The organism is Micromonospora sp. CPCC 206060 (assembly GCF_036906895.1).
GTDB lineage: Bacteria > Actinomycetota > Actinomycetes > Mycobacteriales > Micromonosporaceae > Micromonospora.
On the sequence record NZ_JBAKHU010000018.1, the window covers coordinates 90,386 to 110,202 of the forward strand.

The 19,817-nt window shown below is 73.4% G+C and carries 12 protein-coding genes; 4 read left to right on the forward strand and 8 right to left on the reverse strand.

Features of this window, described 5'->3' with window-relative positions:
* Positions 1-4 precede the first annotated feature (4 nt).
* The gene (locus tag V6U90_RS14560; RefSeq protein WP_334435773.1) at positions 5-1,171 is read left to right on the forward strand and encodes a VWA domain-containing protein; all 1,167 of its coding nucleotides are present in this window, start codon (positions 5-7) and stop codon (positions 1,169-1,171) included.
* 50 nt (positions 1,172-1,221) lie between these two features.
* On the opposite strand, the gene V6U90_RS14565 is transcribed toward V6U90_RS14560, so the two are convergent.
* Positions 1,222-2,049, reverse strand: coding sequence for a class I SAM-dependent methyltransferase (locus tag V6U90_RS14565; protein ID WP_334435775.1), 828 nt, complete (start codon positions 2,047-2,049; stop codon positions 1,222-1,224).
* A gap of 62 nt (positions 2,050-2,111) precedes the next feature.
* The gene (gene galT / locus V6U90_RS14570; protein WP_334435778.1) at positions 2,112-3,308 is read right to left on the reverse strand and encodes a galactose-1-phosphate uridylyltransferase; all 1,197 of its coding nucleotides are present in this window, start codon (positions 3,306-3,308) and stop codon (positions 2,112-2,114) included.
* Positions 3,309-3,495: 187 nt separating this feature from the next.
* Between galT and V6U90_RS14575 the strand changes: the two genes are divergently transcribed.
* Together V6U90_RS14575 and galK are read left to right on the forward strand one after the other, a co-directional pair.
* The gene (locus V6U90_RS14575) at positions 3,496-4,380 is read left to right on the forward strand and encodes a DeoR/GlpR family DNA-binding transcription regulator (protein ID WP_334435780.1); all 885 of its coding nucleotides are present in this window, start codon (positions 3,496-3,498) and stop codon (positions 4,378-4,380) included.
* A gap of 29 nt (positions 4,381-4,409) precedes the next feature.
* On the forward strand, positions 4,410-5,531 hold the full coding sequence (galK, locus tag V6U90_RS14580; RefSeq protein ID WP_334435799.1) for a galactokinase: 1,122 nt from the start codon (positions 4,410-4,412) through the stop codon (positions 5,529-5,531).
* Between the two features lie 107 nt (positions 5,532-5,638).
* Here galK and V6U90_RS14585 read toward each other — a convergent pair whose 3' ends face one another.
* Genes V6U90_RS14585 through V6U90_RS14595 form a run of 3 tightly spaced genes read right to left on the reverse strand, consistent with a single transcriptional unit; the run spans position 5,639 to position 8,569 of the window.
* The gene (locus V6U90_RS14585) at positions 5,639-6,805 is read right to left on the reverse strand and encodes a methyltransferase (protein ID WP_334435783.1); all 1,167 of its coding nucleotides are present in this window, start codon (positions 6,803-6,805) and stop codon (positions 5,639-5,641) included.
* Between the two features lie 37 nt (positions 6,806-6,842).
* A complete protein-coding gene (locus tag V6U90_RS14590) occupies positions 6,843-7,628 on the reverse strand; it encodes a thioesterase II family protein (protein ID WP_334435785.1) in 786 nt (261 codons plus the stop codon).
* Positions 7,629-7,633: 5 nt separating this feature from the next.
* Positions 7,634-8,569 (reverse strand): TauD/TfdA family dioxygenase, encoded by a 936-nt coding sequence (locus V6U90_RS14595; protein ID WP_334435787.1) that lies wholly within the window; start codon positions 8,567-8,569, stop codon positions 7,634-7,636.
* Positions 8,570-8,770: 201 nt separating this feature from the next.
* Between V6U90_RS14595 and V6U90_RS14600 the strand changes: the two genes are divergently transcribed.
* Positions 8,771-9,643, forward strand: a complete 873-nt coding sequence (locus V6U90_RS14600) for an aldo/keto reductase (RefSeq protein ID WP_334435789.1) — start codon at positions 8,771-8,773, stop codon at positions 9,641-9,643.
* 18 nt (positions 9,644-9,661) lie between these two features.
* On the opposite strand, the gene V6U90_RS14605 is transcribed toward V6U90_RS14600, so the two are convergent.
* The 3 genes from V6U90_RS14605 to V6U90_RS14615 are packed head-to-tail and all read right to left on the reverse strand — an operon-like array spanning position 9,662 to position 19,775.
* Positions 9,662-11,044: an MFS transporter gene (locus tag V6U90_RS14605; RefSeq protein ID WP_334435791.1), complete on the reverse strand. Its 1,383-nt coding sequence runs from the start codon at positions 11,042-11,044 to the stop codon at positions 9,662-9,664.
* Positions 11,041-11,979 (reverse strand): ornithine carbamoyltransferase, encoded by a 939-nt coding sequence (locus V6U90_RS14610; protein ID WP_334435800.1) that lies wholly within the window; start codon positions 11,977-11,979, stop codon positions 11,041-11,043. Before V6U90_RS14610 ends, V6U90_RS14605 begins: the two co-directional genes overlap by 4 nt.
* Positions 11,980-12,023: 44 nt before the next feature.
* Complete coding sequence (locus V6U90_RS14615; RefSeq protein ID WP_334435794.1) at positions 12,024-19,775, reverse strand: amino acid adenylation domain-containing protein; 7,752 nt, start codon at positions 19,773-19,775, stop codon at positions 12,024-12,026.
* Positions 19,776-19,817: the final 42 nt, after the last annotated feature.

Here is a 19,817-nt window from a genome sequence, read left to right on the forward strand (position 1 = left end):
CTCGATGACCGAAGCGGCCCGACAGGAACGGCTGCGCCGCTGGCGCCTGGTGCTCGGCGGTCCCGCCGACGGCTCCTGCGGTAAGCCGGGGGGCGGGGACGCCGCGATGGACGGCGCCCTGGCCGCGCTCTACGACAACGGCGACGACGGCGAGGGCCGGTCGGCGCAGCGTTCCGCCGGCCTGGGTGGATCGGCACCCCGGGTGGCCCGGTGGCTGGGCGACATCCGGGAGTACTTCCCGTCCACCGTGGTGCAGGTGATGCAGGCCGACGCGATCGAGCGGCTGAACCTCACCCGGCTGCTGCTGGAACCGGAGATGCTCGCCGCCGTCGAGCCCGACGTGCACCTGGTCGGCACGCTGCTCTCGCTCAACCGGGTGATGCCGGACAAGACCCGGGACGCCGCCCGGCAGGTGGTCCGCCGGGTGGTCGAGGAGTTGGAGAAGCGGATCGCCCAGCAGACCCGGGCGGCGGTGACGGGTGCGCTGAACCGGGCCGCCCGGATCAACCGGCCCCGGCACGCGGACATCGACTGGGACCGGACGATCCGCGCCAACCTGAAGCACTACCAGCCGGATCTCCGCACGGTGATCCCCGAGCGGCTGGTCGGCTACGGCCGGCGTACCACGGCCGTGCAGCGGGACGTGGTGCTCTGCGTCGACCAGTCCGGTTCGATGGCCGCGTCGGTGGTCTACTCCGGGGTGTTCGCCGCGGTGCTGGCCTCGATGCGCTCGCTGCGTACGTCGCTGGTGGTGTTCGACACCGCCGTGGTGGACCTCACCGACCAGCTCAGCGACCCGGTGGAGGTGCTGTTCGGTACCCAGTTGGGCGGGGGCACCGACATCAACCGGGCGATCGGCTACAGCCAGCAGTTGATAACCCGTCCCCGGGACAGCATCTTCGTGCTGATCAGCGACCTGTACGAGGGGGGTGTCCGGGAGCAGATGCTGCGCCGGGTGGCGGAGATGACCGCCGCCGGGGTGCAGGTGGTGGTGCTGCTCGCGCTCTCCGACGAGGGGGCACCGGCGTACGACCGGGAGAACGCCGCCGCGCTGGCCGCGCTGGGGGTGCCGGCGTTCGCCTGTACGCCGGACGCGTTCCCGGACCTGATGGCCGCCGCGATCCAGCGCCGGGACCTGGTGGCGTTCGCCGAGCGCTTCGCCGACCGGTGACGTCCGCTGCCCGGCCGGGCGCCGCCGGCCGGGTGCCGGTCCCCAGCCGGTCAGCCCCGCTTGCGGGCCTGGAGGGTGTAGGTCTGGGACAGCCGCCAGGGCCGGTCGGCCAGCCGCCATTCGCCCTGCCCGTCGCGGACGGTCCGGCCGGGCAGGGCGTCCCACGGGGCGCTGTCGTGCTCGACCAGCATGGTGAGATCGAGGCCGGCGTCGAGGAGCGCGGTGACGGTCTCGCCGATGCCGTGGTTCCACTCGTGGGTGACGTTGTGCTGGAAGGTCACGTCGGTGGCGACGTAGGTGCCGCCCTCCGTCCAGACCTGTGGCTCCGGCCGCGCGAAGTACGGGTGTTCCACGGCGAGCAGCCCGTCGTCGCGGCTGTCGTCGAGCGCCCAGAGCATCGGGTGGCCCTCCCGGAGGAAGAGCCGGCCGCCCGGCCGGAGCAGGGCGGCGACCACCTCCGCCCAGCGGCGGATGTCCGGCAGCCAGCAGAGCGCGCCGACGCCGGTGTAGACCAGGTCGAAGGCGCCCCGGCCGAGTACGTCCGGGGCGGCGTACACGTCGGACTCGACGAAGTCGATCCCGGCGCCGGTCCGCGCGGCGAGGCTGCGGGCCTCGGCCAGGGACGCACCGGAGAAGTCCAGCCCGGTCATCCGGGCGCCGAGCCGGTGCAGTGACAGGGTGTCGGTGCCGATGTGGCACTGGAGATGCACAGCCCGGAGCCCGGCGATGCCGCCGAGGCGCGGCAGGTCGAAACGGACCACGTCGCTGAGGTGGTCCGGGTCCGCGACGAACCGCTCCACGGCGTAGTCCGGCGATGCCGCATGGGCGGGTGCCCGCTCGTCCCAGCTGGCCCGATTGAGGCTGCGGTAGTCCGTCACGTCGGGACCCTCGCACACCGGCAGCGCCCGGACAACGCGTTTTACGGTCGCCTCCGCGCCGGTCAGGCCGTCCCGACCTCCCGCAGCCGCCGGGCCGCTTCCTCCGGCACGATGTCGTTGGAGAAGGCGTCCATCCCGGACTCGGTACCGGCCAGGTACTTGAGTTTGGTGGACGTCCGCCGGTTGGTGAACAGTTCCAGGTGCAGGGCGAACTCGGCGGCGCCGGGGTCGTCCGGGGCCTGGTGCCAGGCGGCGATGTAGGGCGCCGGCGCGTCGAAGAGCCGGTCGAACCGGCGGAGCAGGTCGAGGTAGATCGGGGTGAGTGCGTCCCGCGCCCCGGGGTCCAGGCTGGGCAGGTCGGGCACCCGCCGCCGGGGGTAGAGGTGCACCTCGTACGGCCAGCGGGCGGCGAACGGCACGAACGCGGTCCAGTGGTCGTTCTCCGCCACGATTCGGCTGCCGTCGGCGGTCTCGGCGGCCACCAGGTCGTCGAAGAGGTTGCCGCCGTGGGCGGCGCGGTGCGCGGCGGCCCGGTCGAGCATCCGCCGGGTACGGGGCAGCACGAAGGGGTAGGCGTAGATCTGCCCGTGCGGGTGGTGCTGGGTGACGCCGATCTCCGGCCCCCGGTTCTCGAAACAGTAGACCTGGCGGATGCCGGGACGGGCGGACAGCTCCCGGGTCCGGTCGGTCCAGGCCGCCAGCGCCAGCCCGGCCTGGTCGGTGTCGAGACCGGCGAAGGTCACGTCGTGCCGGCTGTCGAAGCAGACCACCTCGCAGCGGCCGGTGGCCGGCATCTCGGCCAGCAGGTCGGGGCCGGCTGCCGGGTCACCGGCGGCGCCGGACGGGCCGCCGACGGACGCCGCATCGCCGCCGACCGCCGACGGGTCGCCCCCGGATGCCGCACCGACCAGGGCGGGGAACCGGTTCTCGAATACCACGACGGCATAGTCGGGTGCGGGCACCTCGGTCTGCCGGCCGTCGATGGAGGGGCAGAGCGGGCAGTCGGTGGCGGTGGGCAGGAAGATGCGGTTCTGCCGGTGGGTGGCGACGATCACCCAGTCACCGGTACGCGGGTCGAGCCGGGCGCTGCCGGTGGACGGCCGGTCGGGCAGTTCCCGCCGGTCGGGCCAGGTGTCCCGGCGGACCGGGGAGCGGTCGTAGTAGATCAGCTCTCGGCCGTCGGCGAGCCGGGTGACGGACGTATGGACGCCCCCGGTGCTGCTCCGGGGATCGGCGTCGGCGGGGTTCGGGCTGGACACGATCGGAGCGTAGCCCCAGAAACGAACAATGAGCAACACGATCGAACAAGCGCCCCCCACACCCCCACTCGACCGAGGCCCGTTCCTTGCCTGACGTAAGCTCCCTGCCAGCCCAACTGGGCAGCTGCGCCGGTGTTCGATATTGTTCGTCCGTCCCGGACCCGTAGCCTGTGACAGAGGAGGCCTGGTGCTCGCACCGCAGCGTCGGGCGGCGATCGTCGACGAGGTACGCCGCCGTGGCGGGGTCCGCGTCAGCGAACTCGCCAGCTCGTTCGGGGTCTCCGACATGACCATCCGACGGGACGTCGACGTGCTCGTGGCGCACGGCCTGATCGCCCGGGTGCACGGCGGAGTGCTCGCCGTGGAGACCGCCACCGACGAACCGGCGTACTCGGTGAAGGCGACCCGGCAGGAGGCGGAGAAGGCGGCGATCGCGCGGGCCGCGGCGGAACTGGTGGCGCCCGGCTCGGCGGTGGGCATCTCCGCCGGCACCACCACCGCCGCGCTCGCCCGGCAGCTCACCGCGGTGCCCGGGCTGACCGTGGTGACCAACTCGGTGGCGGTGTCGGACGTCTTCCACCGCGACGGCCGGCCCGACCGGACGGTACTGCTGACCGGTGGCGTCCGGACCCCGTCGGACGCGCTGGTCGGCCCGGCCGCCACCGCCGTGGTCAGCCGGCTCAACGTCGACCTGCTCTTCCTCGGCGTGCACGGGATGAGCGTCCGGGCCGGCTACACCACCCCCAATCTGGCCGAGGCGGAGACCAACCGGGCCCTGGCGGCGATGGCCCGGACCGTGGTGGTGCTCGCCGACCACACCAAGTGGGACCTGGTCGGCATCGCCACGATCATGCCGCTGGACGGGGCGAACGTGGTGGTCACCGACACCGGCCTCACCGACGACGCCCGCACCGAACTGCGGTCCCGCGTCGACGAGGTGGTCCTCGCCGCGCCCGGAAACGCCGCCGGAAACGCCGCCGCGAACGCCGCCGCGAGCGCTGCCGGGAACGCCGCCGCGAGCGCCGCCCAGAACGCCGACGGACCGCCGGCCGACCCGACCGTCCGGCCGTGAAACCCCTCGACCCACAGGAGTACCGCACCATGTCCGCAGGTAACGGCACGTCGGCCGAGCAGGGTGTCTGGGTCGCTCCCGGGCGGGTCAACCTGATCGGGGAGCACACCGACTACAACGACGGCTTCGTGCTCCCCTTCGCCCTGCCACACCGCACGGTGGTGACCGCCGGGCTACTGCCCGGCGCGACCCGGTGGGCGGTGTCCAGCAGTTTCGCGTCGGAGCCGACCGTGCTCACCCCGGACGACCTGGTGCCGGGCCGGGCCACCGGCTGGGCCGGGTACGTGGCCGGGGTGCTCTGGGCGCTCACCGACGCGGGATACGCCCTGCCCGGGGCCGAACTGTCGGTGGACTCGGACGTACCGGTCGGCGCCGGCCTGTCGTCGTCGGCGGCGCTGGAGTGCGCGGTGCTGACCGCGATGTGTGACCTGGCCGGCATCGACCTGCCGGTGGCGGACCGGCCCCGGCTGGCCCAGCGGGCCGAGAACGTCTACGTCGGCGTGCCCTGCGGGGTGATGGACCAGGCGGCGTCCACCCTCTGCCGCGCCGGGCACGCGCTCTTCCTGGACTGCCGTTCGCTGGCCGTGGAGCACGTCCCGTTCGACCTGGCCGCAGCGGGTCTGGCGATGCTGGTCATCGATTCGCGGACCCCGCACCAGCACGTCGACAACGAGTACGCGCTGCGCCGACGAACCTGTGAGCAGGCCGCCCGGCAGCTCGGTGTGCCCGCCCTGCGGGACGTCGACGACCTCGACGCGGCGCTGCGGGCGTTGCCGGACGCGGTGACCCGGCGCCGGGTCCGGCACGTGGTGACCGAGAACCAGCGGGTACGCCGGGCCGTCGACCTGCTGCGGGCCGGCCGGCTACCCGACATCGGCCCGCTGCTGACCGCCTCGCACCGGTCGATGCGGGACGACTACGAGATCACCGTCGCGCAGGTCGACCTCGCCGTCGATGTCGCGCTGGACGCGGGTGCGTTGGGTGCCCGGATGACCGGTGGCGGTTTCGGCGGCTGCGTACTCGCCCTGGTCGACGCGGACCGGGCGGACGCGGTACGGGCGGCGATCGCCGGGGCGTACGCCGACCGGGGGTTCGACCCGCCGGTGTCGTTCCTGGCCGAGGCCGGGGCCGGCGCGTACCGGGTGCGCTGACCCCGGGCGGGGCGACAGCACCCAGGCCGCATGATCGTTTGCGGATGAGCGGAGATCGGGACGGCGTGTCGTACCGCTCAGGCACAAACGATCATCAGGTCGACGGGTCAGTGCCGATCGGTCGCCGTACCCACGACCAGGGCCTGCACCTGGTCCGCAGCGCCCAGCGCCGGCACACCGTGCAGCTCGACGCCGGTGAACCCGGCCTGCTCCAGTGCCGCCCGCCAGCCGGGCCCGTCCAGCAGCGGGGAGTACGTGATGCGGGCCTCGTCGTCGGCGTAGCGCCACCAGCCCTCGGCCAGTCCGAAGGTCAGGGTGTTGTAGTCCAGCCGTCGGGTCATCTCGTTGATCACCAGGACTCCGCCCGGTTTGAGCAGCCGGTGGCAGCTTGCCAGGGTGGTGATGATCCGCTCGGTGGCGTGCAGCACGTTGCTGGCGAGCACCACGTCCATCGAGTGGGGTTCGAAACCCTGGTCGTCCGGGCTGCCTTCGACGTTGTACCGCGCGAAGTCCAGGTAGGACCGTCCGGCGCCGAACTGCCGCCGGGCCAGTCGCAGGAACCCCGGGCCGACGTCGGTGTAGAGGTAGCGCAACCGGTCGGCCCACTCCGCCAGCGCGGCGAGCACCGGGCCGGTGGTACCGCCGGTCCCCGCGCCCACCTCCAGGACCTGTGCGTACGCGCGCGGGTAGCGCTGGAGGAACTGCCGTACGTGGCCCTGCACCCGCTCCGCGCAGAGCTGGTTGAAGAAGTCGAGCTGCACGTTGTCCCGGTACACCGCCGAGACCAGGTCGGCCGAGCCGCCGGGGAAGAGCACCTCGTTGGCGGGGATCCGACCGTCCAGCACCTCGATGAGCCGGGCCTGGCAGGCGGTCAGCAACGGCACGTACCCGGCCGCCTCCGGGTGCGCCTGCCGGATCCGGTCGGCCTCGGCGGCGGCCACCACGTCGTCGGACAGCCCGGCGACCTCCGAGATCCGGTGGGTCACCTCGAACCGGTCGCCGGCCCGGCGCAGGAAGCCGGCCCGGTCCAGGATGTCGAGCAGGGCGTGGCAGAGCCGGTCGTACTGCGGCAGGACCGCGAACCGGTCCCGGATCTGCTCCACCTCGACGGTGGCCCCGGGTGCCGGCAGGGCGTCCACGGCGACCAGCCGGGCGGCCAGCAGCCGGTGGCCGAACTCGGTGACGGCGTGGAAGCCGGCCCGGAACCGGTCGTGCCGTGCCAGGTCCAGGGGCGTCGTCAACGACGGCGCCCCCTCGGTGAGCAGTTCGGTCACAGATTGCCTCCCCAGGTTGTGACGGTGGCACCACCGGTCAGGCCGGTGGCGTGGTCAGGTCCCCCAGCTGGGCGGTCAGGTCGGCCACCAGTTCGGCCTCGGCCGGTACCAGGTAGAAGTGGTCGCCGGGGAACGCCCGCAGCCGGAAGCCTCCGGTGGTCAGCTCCGCCCAGGCGGCGACCTGTCCGGGTGTGCAGGCCGGGTCGGCGGTGCCGAGGTACGCCACGATCGGCACCGCCACCCGCCGCGCGGTACGGGGCAGGTGCCGGTGGATCAGACGCAGGTCCGCGCGGAGCGCGGGGAGCACCAGTTCCCGTAGCTTCGCCGACCGGAAGACCACCGGATCCACCTGGCCGAGGGCCCCGATGCGGGACAGGAACTCCTCGTCGTCGAGCTGGTCCGGATCCTGGTCGACCCGGGTGACGTGCGGTGCCCCGTGCCCGGAGACGAAGAGCGCCACCGGCGCAACCCCGAAGCGCTCCGCCAGCCGCAGCGTCACCTCGTACGCCACCGAGGCGCCCATGCTGTGCCCGAACAGCGCCACCGGCCGGTCCAGGTACGGCACGAGTGCCTCGGTGACCCGGTCGGCGAGGACGTCCATCCGCTCGACGCAGGGTTCGGCGAGCCGGTCCTGCCGCCCCGGGTACCGCACCGCGAGCAGGTCGACGGAGTCCGGGATCCGGGCGGTCCAGGACTGGAAGAAACCGGCCGTCCCACCGGCGTGCGGCAGGCAGACCAGGCGGAGCCGGGAGCGCAGGCCACCCCGGAACACCCGCAGCCAGGGATCCCCGTCGACCGGGCGGGCCACCAACGTCGGAGTCATCGTGGTCAGTCCGACATGGCGACCAGGATCCGGCGGTCGCCGGTGTACGGCCGCCGGCCGTGCGCGGTGAGCACGTTGTCGATCAGCAGCAGGTCACCGACCCGCCAGTCGACGTCGATCGCGGCGGCCAGGCCCCGGTCGCGGATCTGGGTGATGTACTCGTCCGGGATCGGGGAGCCATCGGCGAAGGTCACCGACTGGGGCAGTTCGTCCTGTGCCATCACCTGGGTCATCACCTTGGCGATCTCGTCGTCCAGGCCGGCCGGGTGCCACTGGTCGGCCTGGTTGAACCACACCTCGGCGCCGGTGACCGGGTGCCGGGTGGTGGCCGGGCGGAGCTGGGAGACCCGCAGCCCGTCCACCGTCCACTGCCAGTCCGCCCCGCTGTCGGCCAGGAACGCCTCCACCTCGTCCCGGCTCTCGGTCTCGAAGGTCTCCCGCCAGCTCTTGCCCAGTCCCATCCCGTCGTGCAGGTTCTGCTGGTAGCGCAGCCCACCGGCGAAGTCGGCGCGCAACTGCGGGTCCAGCGAGTCGAGCCACAACTCGGCGTCCACCACCGGGGTGGCCCCGCCGGTCTCCGCCGCGATCTGGCAGAAGAAGAGCAGCCGGGCCGGCCAAAGGGCTGCGTACGACAGCTCGTTGTGCATGGAGATGGTGTAGCGGGCCGGGTACTCGGTGGAGGTGTAGACGTTCCGGCCGACCTTGGTGCGCGGCGAGTTGCCGTGCACGTACGCCAGCCGTCGGGGCAGCAGCAGGTCCATCACCGGGTCGAGCGTCTCCGGTCGTACCCCGAAGCCCCGGAACACGAGCGCCTTCTCGGCGGTGAGCAGCGCGGTGAGGTCGAGTCCGGCGAGATACTCGACGAGCGCCTCGGCGCTCGGCGCACACCCGGCACTCTCCGGGCTGATCTCCAGCGGCTTCCAGCTCTCGTGTCCGTTCATCTTCCAGGCTCCCTCGGCGTCCCGGGCGTTCGACCGGACCCAGGGTCGACCCGATGGCTATATTTCGTCGATATCGCCACCATCAGGGTCGACGGTCCCCAGGCAGGCCGCTCTGTGGGTGGTGTCGATCCAGGGGCAGGGTGGGCCGTCGCCGGTTAGATTTTCCGCGACGACCACCGACGGACGAGGGGACGGAACCTGATGGGTGCCAACATCGTGGGCCAGCCCGCGAAGGCGTCCGGCACGTACCGGATCGGCGGTGACCTGCAGGTCGACCGGCTCGGTTACGGCGCCATGCAGATCACCGGCCCGGGGGTGTGGGGTGACCCGAAGGACCCCGCCGAGGCGGTCCGGGTACTGCGCCGGGCGGTCGAGCTGGGTGTGACGTTCATCGACACCGCCGACTCCTACGGGCCGTTCGTCTCCGAACTGCTGATCCGGGAGGCGTTGCACCCGTACCCGGACGACCTGGTGATCGCCACCAAGGCCGGCCTGACCCGCTCCGGACCCGGCGACTGGCGACCGGTGGGACGCCCGGAGTACCTGCGCCAGCAGTGCGAGCTGAGCCTGCGCCACCTGGGTCTGGACTGCATCCCGCTCTACCAGCTGCACCGGATCGACGCCAAGGTGCCGTTGGCGGACCAGCTCGGTGAGCTGGCGCGACTGAAGCAGGAGGGCAAGATCCGGCACATCGGGCTGTCCGAGGTGACCGTGGAGCAGATCGAGGCCGCCCGGGCGATCACCCCGGTCGTCTCGGTGCAGAACCTCTACAACCTGGCCGACCGCAGCGCGGAGGACGTCCTCGACCACTGCGAACGCAACGACCTCGCGTTCATCCCCTGGTTCCCGATCGCCACCGGCAACCTGGCCCGGCCGGGCGGCCCGCTGGACGCGATCTCCACCGAGCACGGCGCGACGCCCGCGCAGCTCGCCCTGGCCTGGCTGCTGCGCCGGTCGCCGGTCATGCTGCCCATCCCGGGTACCTCCTCGGTGGCCCACCTGGAGGAGAACGTCGCCGCCGCCGAGGTGGCGTTGACCGACGCGGAGTTCGCGGCGCTCGCCAACGCGACCTGACAGCACCCGTACGCCTGTTCACCGGTCGTGGCCCGGCGAGCCGGCCGCCTCGGCCTCACGGCGTTCGGCCTCGGCGGCGGCCCGGCCACCGAAGCCGAGTACGGAGAGCAGCGCGATGACCGCCATCGCCCCGCCCACAATCGACATGGCGGTGGCGATGGCGGTCGAGTCGAGCAGGAAGCCGGCGAGGAGCGCGCCGAGCGAGTTGGCGCCCGAGGTGAGCAGCATGACGATCGAGCCGGCCCGGCCCCGCAGCCGGTCCGGTGCGGTCCGGAAGACGTACAGCATCCCGGCCACGTTGCCGATCCCGGCCCCGTAGTGGATCAGCGCGAAGATCGCGCCGAGCAGGACCAGGTTCGGGGCGAAGCCGACCAGGGACATCAGCACCGCCCACCCGACGTTGACGGTCATGATGATCCGGCGGATACCCCAGCGGCTGAGGTAGAAGTTGCTGGTCATCGCGCCGGCCATGCCGAACACGCTGTTCACCACGAGGAGCAGGCCGACGGTCGGCGGGGAGCCGCCGGCCGCCTTCACGATCACCACCAGGCCGAGCCCGAGTACCTGGAACAGGATGTTGCTCGCCGCGAACAGCCCGATGGCCCGGCGCAGGTAGCGCTGGGCCCAGACGAAGGCGAAGCCCTCCCGCATCCGGGCCAGCAGGCCGGCGCCCCGGTCGGAGTCCGGTTGCGGAGCCTGGAGGTCCCGCCGGACGAAGAGCAGGGTCACCAGCGAGACCAGGTGCATCAGGGCCGCGAACCCGAAGGGCGCCCACCGGGTCACCGCGTAGAGCAGGGTGCCGGCCGGCTGGCCGAGGATGCTGGCCGCGTTGGCCCGGGACTCGTTGGCCGCCGTCGCGGCGCCGTACCGGTCGGCGGGCACCACGTTGAACACCGCCGCGCGCTCGGCCAGCGCGTAGCAGATGCCCAGGGTGGCCTCCACGAACGCGACCGCCATCAGATGCGGCAGCCAGACCGCGTCCCGGGCGACCGCGACGGCAACGCTGCCGATCGCCAGGATCCGGCCGACGTTGCACCACAGCATGGTCCGCCGCCGGTCCCACCGGTCGACCAGCACCCCGGCCGGGAGCTGGGCGACCAGGTTGGGCAGCAGCGCCGCGAAGGTGACCAGGCTGGCCGCGGTGGCCGACCCGGTCGACCAGAACACCAGCAGGGTGTAGCTGATCGAGGTGGCGCGGGAACCGAGGGCCGAGACCCCGGCGCCGGTCCAGAGCAGCAGGAAGTCCCGGTTGCCGGTCAGCCGTCCCCGGCGCGGGGTGGGCTGACCAGCGGTGGCCACCGCCGGACCGGTCACCACCGCGTCAGCCGCCGGGCCGGCCACCGCCGAACCAGTTGCCGGACCGGCCACCGCCGAACCAGTTGCCGGACCGGTCACCGTCATGACCGGGGCCCAATGGTCGGGGCCAGGCACCAGTCCAGGACGGCCATCGCGCTGTAGAGCTTGTTCTCGGCCTGCTGGAAGGCGATGCTGGCCGGGCCGTCGAGCACCTCGGCGGTGACCTCCTCGCCCCGGTGCGCCGGCAGGTCGTGCAGGAACACGGCGTGCGGGCTGCCCCGCCACAGTCCCTGGTGGACCTGGAACGGGGCGAAGTGCCGCCGCCAGTCCGGGTCGGGTTTGCTGGTACCCGTGGTCTGCCAGCGGGTGGTGTAGATGGCGTCGAGGTCGTCCGGCAGGTCGTCCATGTGGTGCCGCTCCACGATCCGGGCGCCCCGCTGCCCGGCCTGCGCGGTGGCGTCGGCCAGGATCCCGGCCGGCAGGCCGTAGCCGGCCGGGGTACGCAGCTCCAGCTCCACCCCGGGGAAGCGGGTCAACGCCAGCGCCAGCGCGGTCGCGGTGTTGTTGGCCTCCCCCACGTAGAGCAGCCGCAGGTGTTCGATCCGGCCGAACCGGCGCAGCAGGGTGGTCAGGTCGGCCAGTGCCTGGGTGGGGTGTTCCTCGGCGCTCATCGCGTTGACCACCGCCATCCGGTCCTGCCGCGACCAGTCCCGCATCTCGGTCGGGTCGGCGGCGGTCCGGGCCACCAGGGCGTCGAGCATGCCGGACAGCACCCGGCCGGTGTCCACACTCGACTCGCCGGTGTTGGTCTGGAGGTCGTGCGGCCCGTACGCGACGACCCGGGCGCCGAGCCGCAGCGCGGCCACGGTGAACGCGCTGCGGGTCCGGGTGGAGGTCTTCACGAAGTAGGTGCCGACCACCCGGTCGGCCAGCCGGCCGCCGTACCCACCGGCGGCGAACCGGGCCCCCTGGGCGACGATCGAGTACAGGTCGTCGTCGGTGAGGTCACGGATGGACACCAGGTGCCGCACCCCCTGCACCGGCTCGCCGGTAACCGGCCCGGCTGCACCCACCACGGTCGTCATCAGAATGCCTCCTTCGGTCCGGCGTCACGCCCCAACCGGTCCATCACCCGGTAGCCGGCGTCGCCGTTGGTCAACAGCACCAGCCCGGCCCCATCGGGCACCCGGCCGGCGGTGAGGGCCCGGTAGCCGGCGGTCCGGCCCCGGTGGGTGTACTCGACGACCGGCCCGTCCGGGGTGTCGGCCGGGTCGACCATGCAGCCGAGGCCGTAGATCCCCCCGGGCCCCGGGCTGAGCAGCTCGGTGGCGAGCTGCCGGCCCAGCAGGGTGCCGTCCCCCCGGTACGCGTGGTGGATCTCCCGGATGATCCGGGCCAGGTCGGTCACGGTGGTCCACAGCCCGGCCGCTGCCGCGTCCGGCCGCCGCTGCCAGCCGTCCGGCAGTGGCCGGCCCTGTTCGTCGTGGCCGAGGGCGACCGGCCGGCCGGTGGTGACCGGGAAGTCCTGGTGGAAGCTGCTGCCCGTCATGTCCAACGGGTCGAAGACCAGCTCGGCCATCAGGTCGGCGAACGGTGTCGCGGTCACGTCCACCATCGCCTGCTGCACCACCAGGTAGTGGCTGTTGCGTTCCACCGCCACCGGGTCGGGCCGTTCCCCGGCCCGGACCTCCCCGGTGGGCACCCCCCGACCGGTCAGCAGGTCCAGCAGGGTGGGCAGCGGACCGCGACGCGGGTACCCGTCGCTGCCGGTGGAGCTGAGACCGGCGACGTGGCTGAGTAGCTGCCGCAGGCTGACCGGCCGGTCCGCCGGCAGTTGCCAGGACTTCAGGTACGCGTTGACGTCGGTGTCCAGGTCGAGCAGCCCCCGGTGCACCAGGACCAGCGTGCCGACCGCGGTGACGTGTTTGCTGACCGAACCGACCTGGAAGACCGTGTCCGGGGTGACCGGCGCACTGCCGTCGGCGGCCAGCCGGCCGTGGGTACGCAGCTCGACCACTTCCCCGTCGACGATCCGGGCCAGCGCGGCACCCGGTACCGGGTGACCGGCGAGCACGGTCTCCAGCGCCGGCACGACCGGTGCGGTACGCGCCACCGGGGCGGCGACCGGGGTGAGCGTGGCGGCCAGTTCGGCGAGGGTCCGGTCGAGCATCGCCGCCCGCAGGGTGAGTGGCAGTCCGGCCTGCCGGGCCGCCGTCACCACCGGTACGACCAGCAGGGAGTGGCCGCCGAGGGCGAAGAACCGGTCGTGCCGGCCCACCTGCCCGACGCCGAGCACGTCGGCCCAGATCCGGGCCAGGGTCTGCTCGGTCGGGGTGGCCGGCGGCAGGTACGTCCCGCCACCGGTCAGCTCCACGGCGGGCAGCGCCCGGCGGTCGACCTTGCCGTTGGCGTTGAGCGGGATGGCGTCCAGCTCGACGAAGACCGCCGGCACCAGCGGGCCGGGCAGGTACCGGGCACAGTGCCCGGCCAGGTCGTCGGCGGCCCCGACGTGGTAGGCGACCAGGTGCCGGCCACCGGCGGCGGCCGGTTCGGCGGTCACCACGGCGTCGCGTACCGCCGGGTGGGTGAGCAGCACGGCCCGGATCTCCCCGGGTTCCACCCGGTAGCCCCGGATCTTCACCTGGTCGTCGACCCGGCCGAGCAGGTCGAGCTGCCCGTCGGGCAGCCACCGGCCCAGGTCCCCGGTGCGGTAGAGCCGGCCGCCGTCGCCGAACGGGTCGGGTACGAACGTCGCCGCGGTCAGGTCGGGCCGGCCGGCGTAGCCCCGGGCCAGCCCGGGACCGGCGAGGTGGACCTCACCGACCACCCCGACCGGCACCGGGTGCAGGTCGGCGTCGAGGACGTAGGTGCGCATCCCGGCGAACGGCCGGCCGATCGGGGCGACGTCGCCGGGCAGCGCCCCGGTGACCCGGTACCCGCCGACCGCGACCGTCGCCTCGGTCGGTCCGTACTCGTTGAGCAGCACACTGTCCGGGGCGAGCGCGTGCCAGCGGGCGCAGGTCCGGCTGGTCAGCGCCTCACCACCGACCACCAGCAGCGGGGTCAGCGCGGCGGCCTGATCGCCGCCGAGCTGCCCGGCGAGCAGGTCGAGGTGACCCGGGGTCAGCTTGACGAAGCTGAACGGCCCGGCGGCGGCGAGCCGGGGGCCGAGTTCGTCGAGCCCGGCGTCGGCGGGGAGCAGCCAGAGCCGCTGCCCGGTGACCAGCGGTGCCCAGATGCTCGTCACCACCAGGTCGAAGGCGACCGAGGAGAAGAGCGCGGCCCCGCCGGTGGAGTCGGCGACCAGTTCCTCCGCCGCCCAGCCGAGGTAGTTGGCGAGGCTGCGGTGGCTGATCTGCACGCCGTTGGGCCGGCCGGTCGAGCCGGACGTGAAGATCACGTAGGCGAGCTGGTCCGGGTCGGTGACGACACCGGGCGGGTCGGCCGGCAGTGCGGCGATCCGCTCCGCGTCGGCGTCCAGCAGCACGGTCCGCACCCCGGCGCACCGGTCGGCGTACCCGGTGGTGGTGACCACCACGGTCGCCCCGGCGTCGGCCAGCATCCCGGCGATCCGGTCGGCCGGGTACCCCGGGTCGATCGGCAGGTACGCGCCACCGGCCTGCCAGACCCCGAGCAGCGTGGCGACCAGGTCGGCGCTGCGGTCCAGCAGCACCCCGACCACCCGCTCCGGCCCGATCCCGTGCTCGCGCAGGTGCCGGCCGATCCGGTTGGCCCGGGCGTACAGCCCGGCGTAGGTCGTACCGTCCACCGCCTCGGCGTCGGGTGCCGCCGCGACCTGCGCCGCCACCCGCTCCGGGACCGGTCGGGTGTCCGCCGGGGCGGCCGAGACCTGCCAGCCGGTCAGCACGTCGTGCCGCTCGTCGGCGGGCAGGTACGGCTGACCGGGGTCGCCGTCCGGGTCGGCCGCCATGGCCGCCAGGACCAGCCGGTACATGGCCGCCAACCGGTCCACGTCGGCCCGGCGCAGGTGGTGGCTGTCGGTACTCAACTCGACGCGGCCGGCACCGGCCGACACGGCGAGCACGAACTCGCTGCTGGCCGCGCCGATCCGCTCCTCCGTGGCGGTCCGCTCCCCGACCACCTCGGTGAAGTCGAGGTAGCTGAAGTAGACGTCGGTCAGCCGGGCACCGCGTCCGGCGGCGGCCCGGATCGCCGGTGCCGGGTAGTGTCGGTGCGGCCACAGCTCGGCCTCCCGGGCGTGCACCCGCCCGATCAGGTCCCGCCAGCTACGGGCCGTCCGGTCGTGCGGGAAGGGCAGCGTGTTCAGCGACATGGCGTACACCCGGTCGCTGCCGGCCAGGTCCGGCCGGGTGTGGCAGACCAGTCCGGTGTAGAACGACGCCTCGTCGGTGAGCTGGCTGAGCACGGTGAGGTGTGCGGCGTGCAGCACCGCCTTCAGCGACGTCCGGGTCGCCGAGGCCAGCGCCCGTAGCTGCGGCTCCAGGTCGGGGTACCCGACCACCGCCGTGTACGGCTGCCGCTGCTCCGACCGGTCCGGGGTCCAGGCGTCCGGCAGCCGGAACCTCGGGTACCGCTCGACGATCCCCTGCCAGTACCGCCGGTCCTCCGCCGAGTCCAGGGCACGCAGCTCGGCGGCGACGAAGTCGGCGAAGCGTACCGGCGGGGTGTCGGCCGGCGGCGGGGCGGCGCCCCGGCGCAGGGCGTGGTACCGGTCGAGGATCTCCACCACCAGGGCGTGCAGGCTCCAGCCCTCGATGACGACGTGGCAGATGGTGAGGGTGAGCCGCCATGCCGCGTCGGTCTCCACGTGCGCGGTGAACCGCAGCAGCGGCGCCCGGGTGACGTCGAACAGCCGGTGGTACTCGTCACCGACGTGCCGGCGGACCAGCGCCTGCCGGTCCGCCTCGGGCAGTCCGCGCAGGTCGACCGCGTCGACCGGTACCGCCGCGGTGGTGTGCACGAGCTGCATCGGCACCGAGAAGGAGCCGGTGTCGACGGAGGTCCGCAGCACCTCGTGCCGGGCGACCACGTCGGCGATCGCCGTACGCAGGGTGGCCAGGTCGAACGGCCGGTCGTCGGGGACGCCGAAGGAGGCCACGTTGTGGTAATGGTGCTGCCCGTCGTTGTCGGCCAGCATCTCCAGCAGCATGCCGAGTTGCACCTGCGACAGCGGGTACGCGTCGTCCAGGCCGGCCGGCAGCAGGGCCAGGTCCGCCTCGGTGACCAGCTCGAACGGCTCCACCAGCCGGTCGGCCACCGGCACCGCGCCGCGTCCGGCGAGGACCGTGCACAGCGCCCGGACCGTCGGCGCCCGGAACAGGTCGGCGACGCTGGCGTCCAGCCCGGCCGCGCGCAGGGTGCTGGCCAGCACCAGGGCCCGGATGGAGTGCCCGCCGAGGTCGAAGAAGCTGCTCTCGACCCCCACCGCCGGCAGGCCGAGCACCTCCGCCCAGATCCCGGCGACCTGCTCCTCCAGCGCGGTGGCCGGGGCCACGAACCCGTGGTCCGGTCCGGCGGTGGCCGCCGGTGCCGGCAGGGCCCGCCGGTCCAGTTTGCCGCTGTTGTTCAGCGGCAGCCGGTCCAGCGGCACGTACGCCGCCGGGATCATGTAGTCGGGCAGGGTGCGGGCCAGTTCGGCGCGCAGCCGCGCCGGCTCGGGCCGTGGCCCGTCGCCGGTCACCAGGTAGGCGGTGAGCCGGGGGTCGCCGGGGATGTCCTCGCGGACGATCACCACCGCTTCCCGTACTCCGGGCAGGGCGGTCAGGGCGGCCTCGATCTCCCCCGGTTCGATCCGGTAGCCCCGGATCTTGACCTGGTGGTCGATCCGGCCGAGGAACTCCACACTGCCGTCCGGCAGCCGGCTGGCCAGGTCACCGGTGCGGTACATCCGGGCACCGGGCGGGCCGTACGGGTCGGGCAGGAACCGCTGGGCGGTCAGCTCCGGCTGGTTGAGGTAGCCCCGGGCCACCCCGTGCCCGGCCAGGTACACCTCGCCGGGCACCCCGATCGGCGCCGGCTGGCCGTCGCCGTCGAGCACGTACATCCGTACCCCGGTCAGCGGCCGGCCGATCCGGCTGCCCATCCCCGGGGCCAGGTCGGCGCGGGTGATCCGGTGGTAGGTGGAGTAGACCGTGGTCTCGGTGATGCCGTACATGTTGACCAGCGCGACCCGGGCCAGGCCGAGCCGGGCCGCCCACGGGGTCAGCTCGGTGGCGTCCAGCTTCTCGCCGGCCACCACGACCGCCCGCAGGGACAGGTCCCGGACGCCCGGGGCGTCCTCGCCGACCAGCCGGACCAGTCCGCGCAACGCGGTCGGGGTCTGCGCCAGCATGGTCACCCGCTGCGTCACCAGCAGGTCGAGCAGGTCCTGCGGTACCCGGGCCACCTCGCGGGGCACCAGCACCAGCCGGCCGCCGTGGCACAGCGCACCCCACAGCTCCCAGACGGAGACGTCGAAGGCGTACGAGTGGAACAGCGCCCACACGTCGGTGTCGTCGGCGGCGTAGTGCTCCTGCGCGGCGTCGAGTAGGCGCAGCACGTTGGCGTGGCTGACGCAGACGCCCTTGGGCCGGCCGGTCGAGCCGGAGGTGTAGATGACGTAGGCCAGGTCGTCGGGGTGCCGGTCGACCTGCGGCGGCGTCGACGGTTGGCCGGTGGGGTCGTCGGTGTCGAGCAGGACCAGCTCTCCGGCGAACCCGGCCAGCAGGTCGGCCTGCGCGGTGGTGGTCAGTACGGTGCGCGCCCCGGCGTCGGCCAGCATGTAGCCGATCCGGTCGGCGGGCTGGGCCGGGTCCAGCGGCAGGTACGCCGCACCGGCCCGGAGCACCCCGAGCAGCGCCGGTACCAGCTCGGCGTCGCGGTCCAGGCAGACGCCGACCACGGTTTCCCGGCCGACGCCGGCCGCCCGCAGCCGGTGCGCCAACCGGTTGGCGCGGGCGTCGACCTGGGCGTAGGTCAGCTCGGCGGTACCGGCGACCACGGCCACCGCGTCCGGGGACTCGGCGGCCCGGGCCTGGAACAGCTCGTCCAGGCTGCCGGTGACCGGCGGTTCGATGCCGACGTCGGTGACACCGAGCAGCCGGTCCCGTTCCGCACCGGGTACGCAGACCGCGCGGGCGTCGCTGTCCGGGTCGGTGACCATCGCCTCCAGCACCGCCCGGTACATGCCGGCGATCCGGTCCAGGTTGGCCCGGCTGACCACGGCGGTACGCGCGGAGAGCTGGTAGCGGCCCCGTTGGGCGAAGACCGACAGGTCGAACTCGGTGGCGCCGTCCCCGGCGTTGCCGACCACCGCCGGTGGCGTGCCACCTGCACCGCCGGCCGTGCCGCCGGCCCCGCTGCCGGCCGTGCCCTGCTCGGCGCGGCTGAAGTCCTGGTAGTTGAACATCACGTGCAGCAGCCGGTGCCCGGCCTCGCGCTGCATCTCCGGCAGCGGGAAACGCCGGTGCGGCCAGAGGGCCACCTCCCGGTCGAAGACCGTGCCGATCAGTTCCCGCCAGGTGGCGGCACTTCGGTCGTACGGGAACGGCACGGTGTTGAGGTACATGCCGTGTACGTGTTCGGCGCCGGTCACCTCGGGCCGGGCGTCGCAGACCAGTCCGGCGTGGAAGGCCGGTTCGTTGGTGAGCTGGCTGAGCACCTTCAGGTGCGCGGCGTGCAGTACCGCCTTGACCGGTACGTCGGTGTCCCGGGCCAGGTCCCGCAGGGCGTCGTCCAGGTCGGTGAGGTCGACCGTGACGGCGGCGGTCGGCTGTGGTGCGTCCGGGTCACCCCAGCCGCTGGGCAGGGTGAAAGGGGCGCGCCCGGCCAGCACCGACCGCCAGTGCTCCCGGTCGGCCGGCGAGTCCAGCGCGGCCAGTTCGGCGGCGATGAAGTCGGCGTACCGCACGGCGGGCTGCTGGTCCGCCGGAGCGTGGACAGGTACCCCGTCCCGCCTGGCGTCGACCAGTGCCGCGTAGCAGTCGAGCAGTTCGGTGACCAGCCGGGCGCTGCTCCACCCCTCGGTGATGGCGTGGCAGATGGTGAAGGTCAGCCACCAACTCGCGTCGCTGTCCCGGTGTGCGGCCACCCGCAGCAGCGGGGCGGCGGCCGGGTCGAACACCTCGGCCCGTTCCGCCGCGATGAACTCCGCGAACCGGGCGGCCTGCTGGTCGGCCGGTACGCCGCGTCCGTCCTTGATGGACAGGGGTGGTTCGACCGTGGCGTGTACGAGCTGCATCGGCACCGAGTAGCCGGTGAGCGCGAACGAGGTACGCAGGATCTCGTGCCGGTCGACCACGGTCCGGACCGCGTCCCGCAGCGCCTCGGCGTCGAACGGCCGCCCGTCACGTACCTGGTGGGCGAGGACGCTGTGGTAGGCCGCCCGGTCCCCGCTCACCGACAGCTCCACCAGCATGCCGAGCTGGGTCTGCGCCGCCGGGTACGCGTCGACCAGCCCGTCCGGCAGCAGGGCCCGGTCGGCGGCGCTGATCAGCGCGTACGGCGGCACCGGCCGGAACGCCGCCGCCGGACCGTTGCTCCCGTCGAGTGCGGTGGCCAGCCGGCGGATCGTGCGGTGGGCGAAGATGTCCCGGACGGTCACCTCGTGTCCGGCCGCGCGCAGCGCCCCGACCAGGGTGACCGCGAGCATCGAGTCACCGCCGAGGTCGAAGAAGCTGTCGGTGGCGCCGACCTGCGCGACCCCGAGCACCTGCGCCCAGATCGCGGCGATCGCCGCCTCCGCCTCACCGGTCGGCGCCTGGTAGACCCCGGTGGCGTAGCAGCCGGCGTCGGGCGCGGGCAACTGCCGCCGGTCGACCTTGCCGTTCGGGTCCCGGGGCAGCCGGTCGATGGTGACGTAGGCGGCCGGGACCATGGTCTCCGGCAGGCTGGCCAGCAGGTGTTCCCGCAGCCCGGC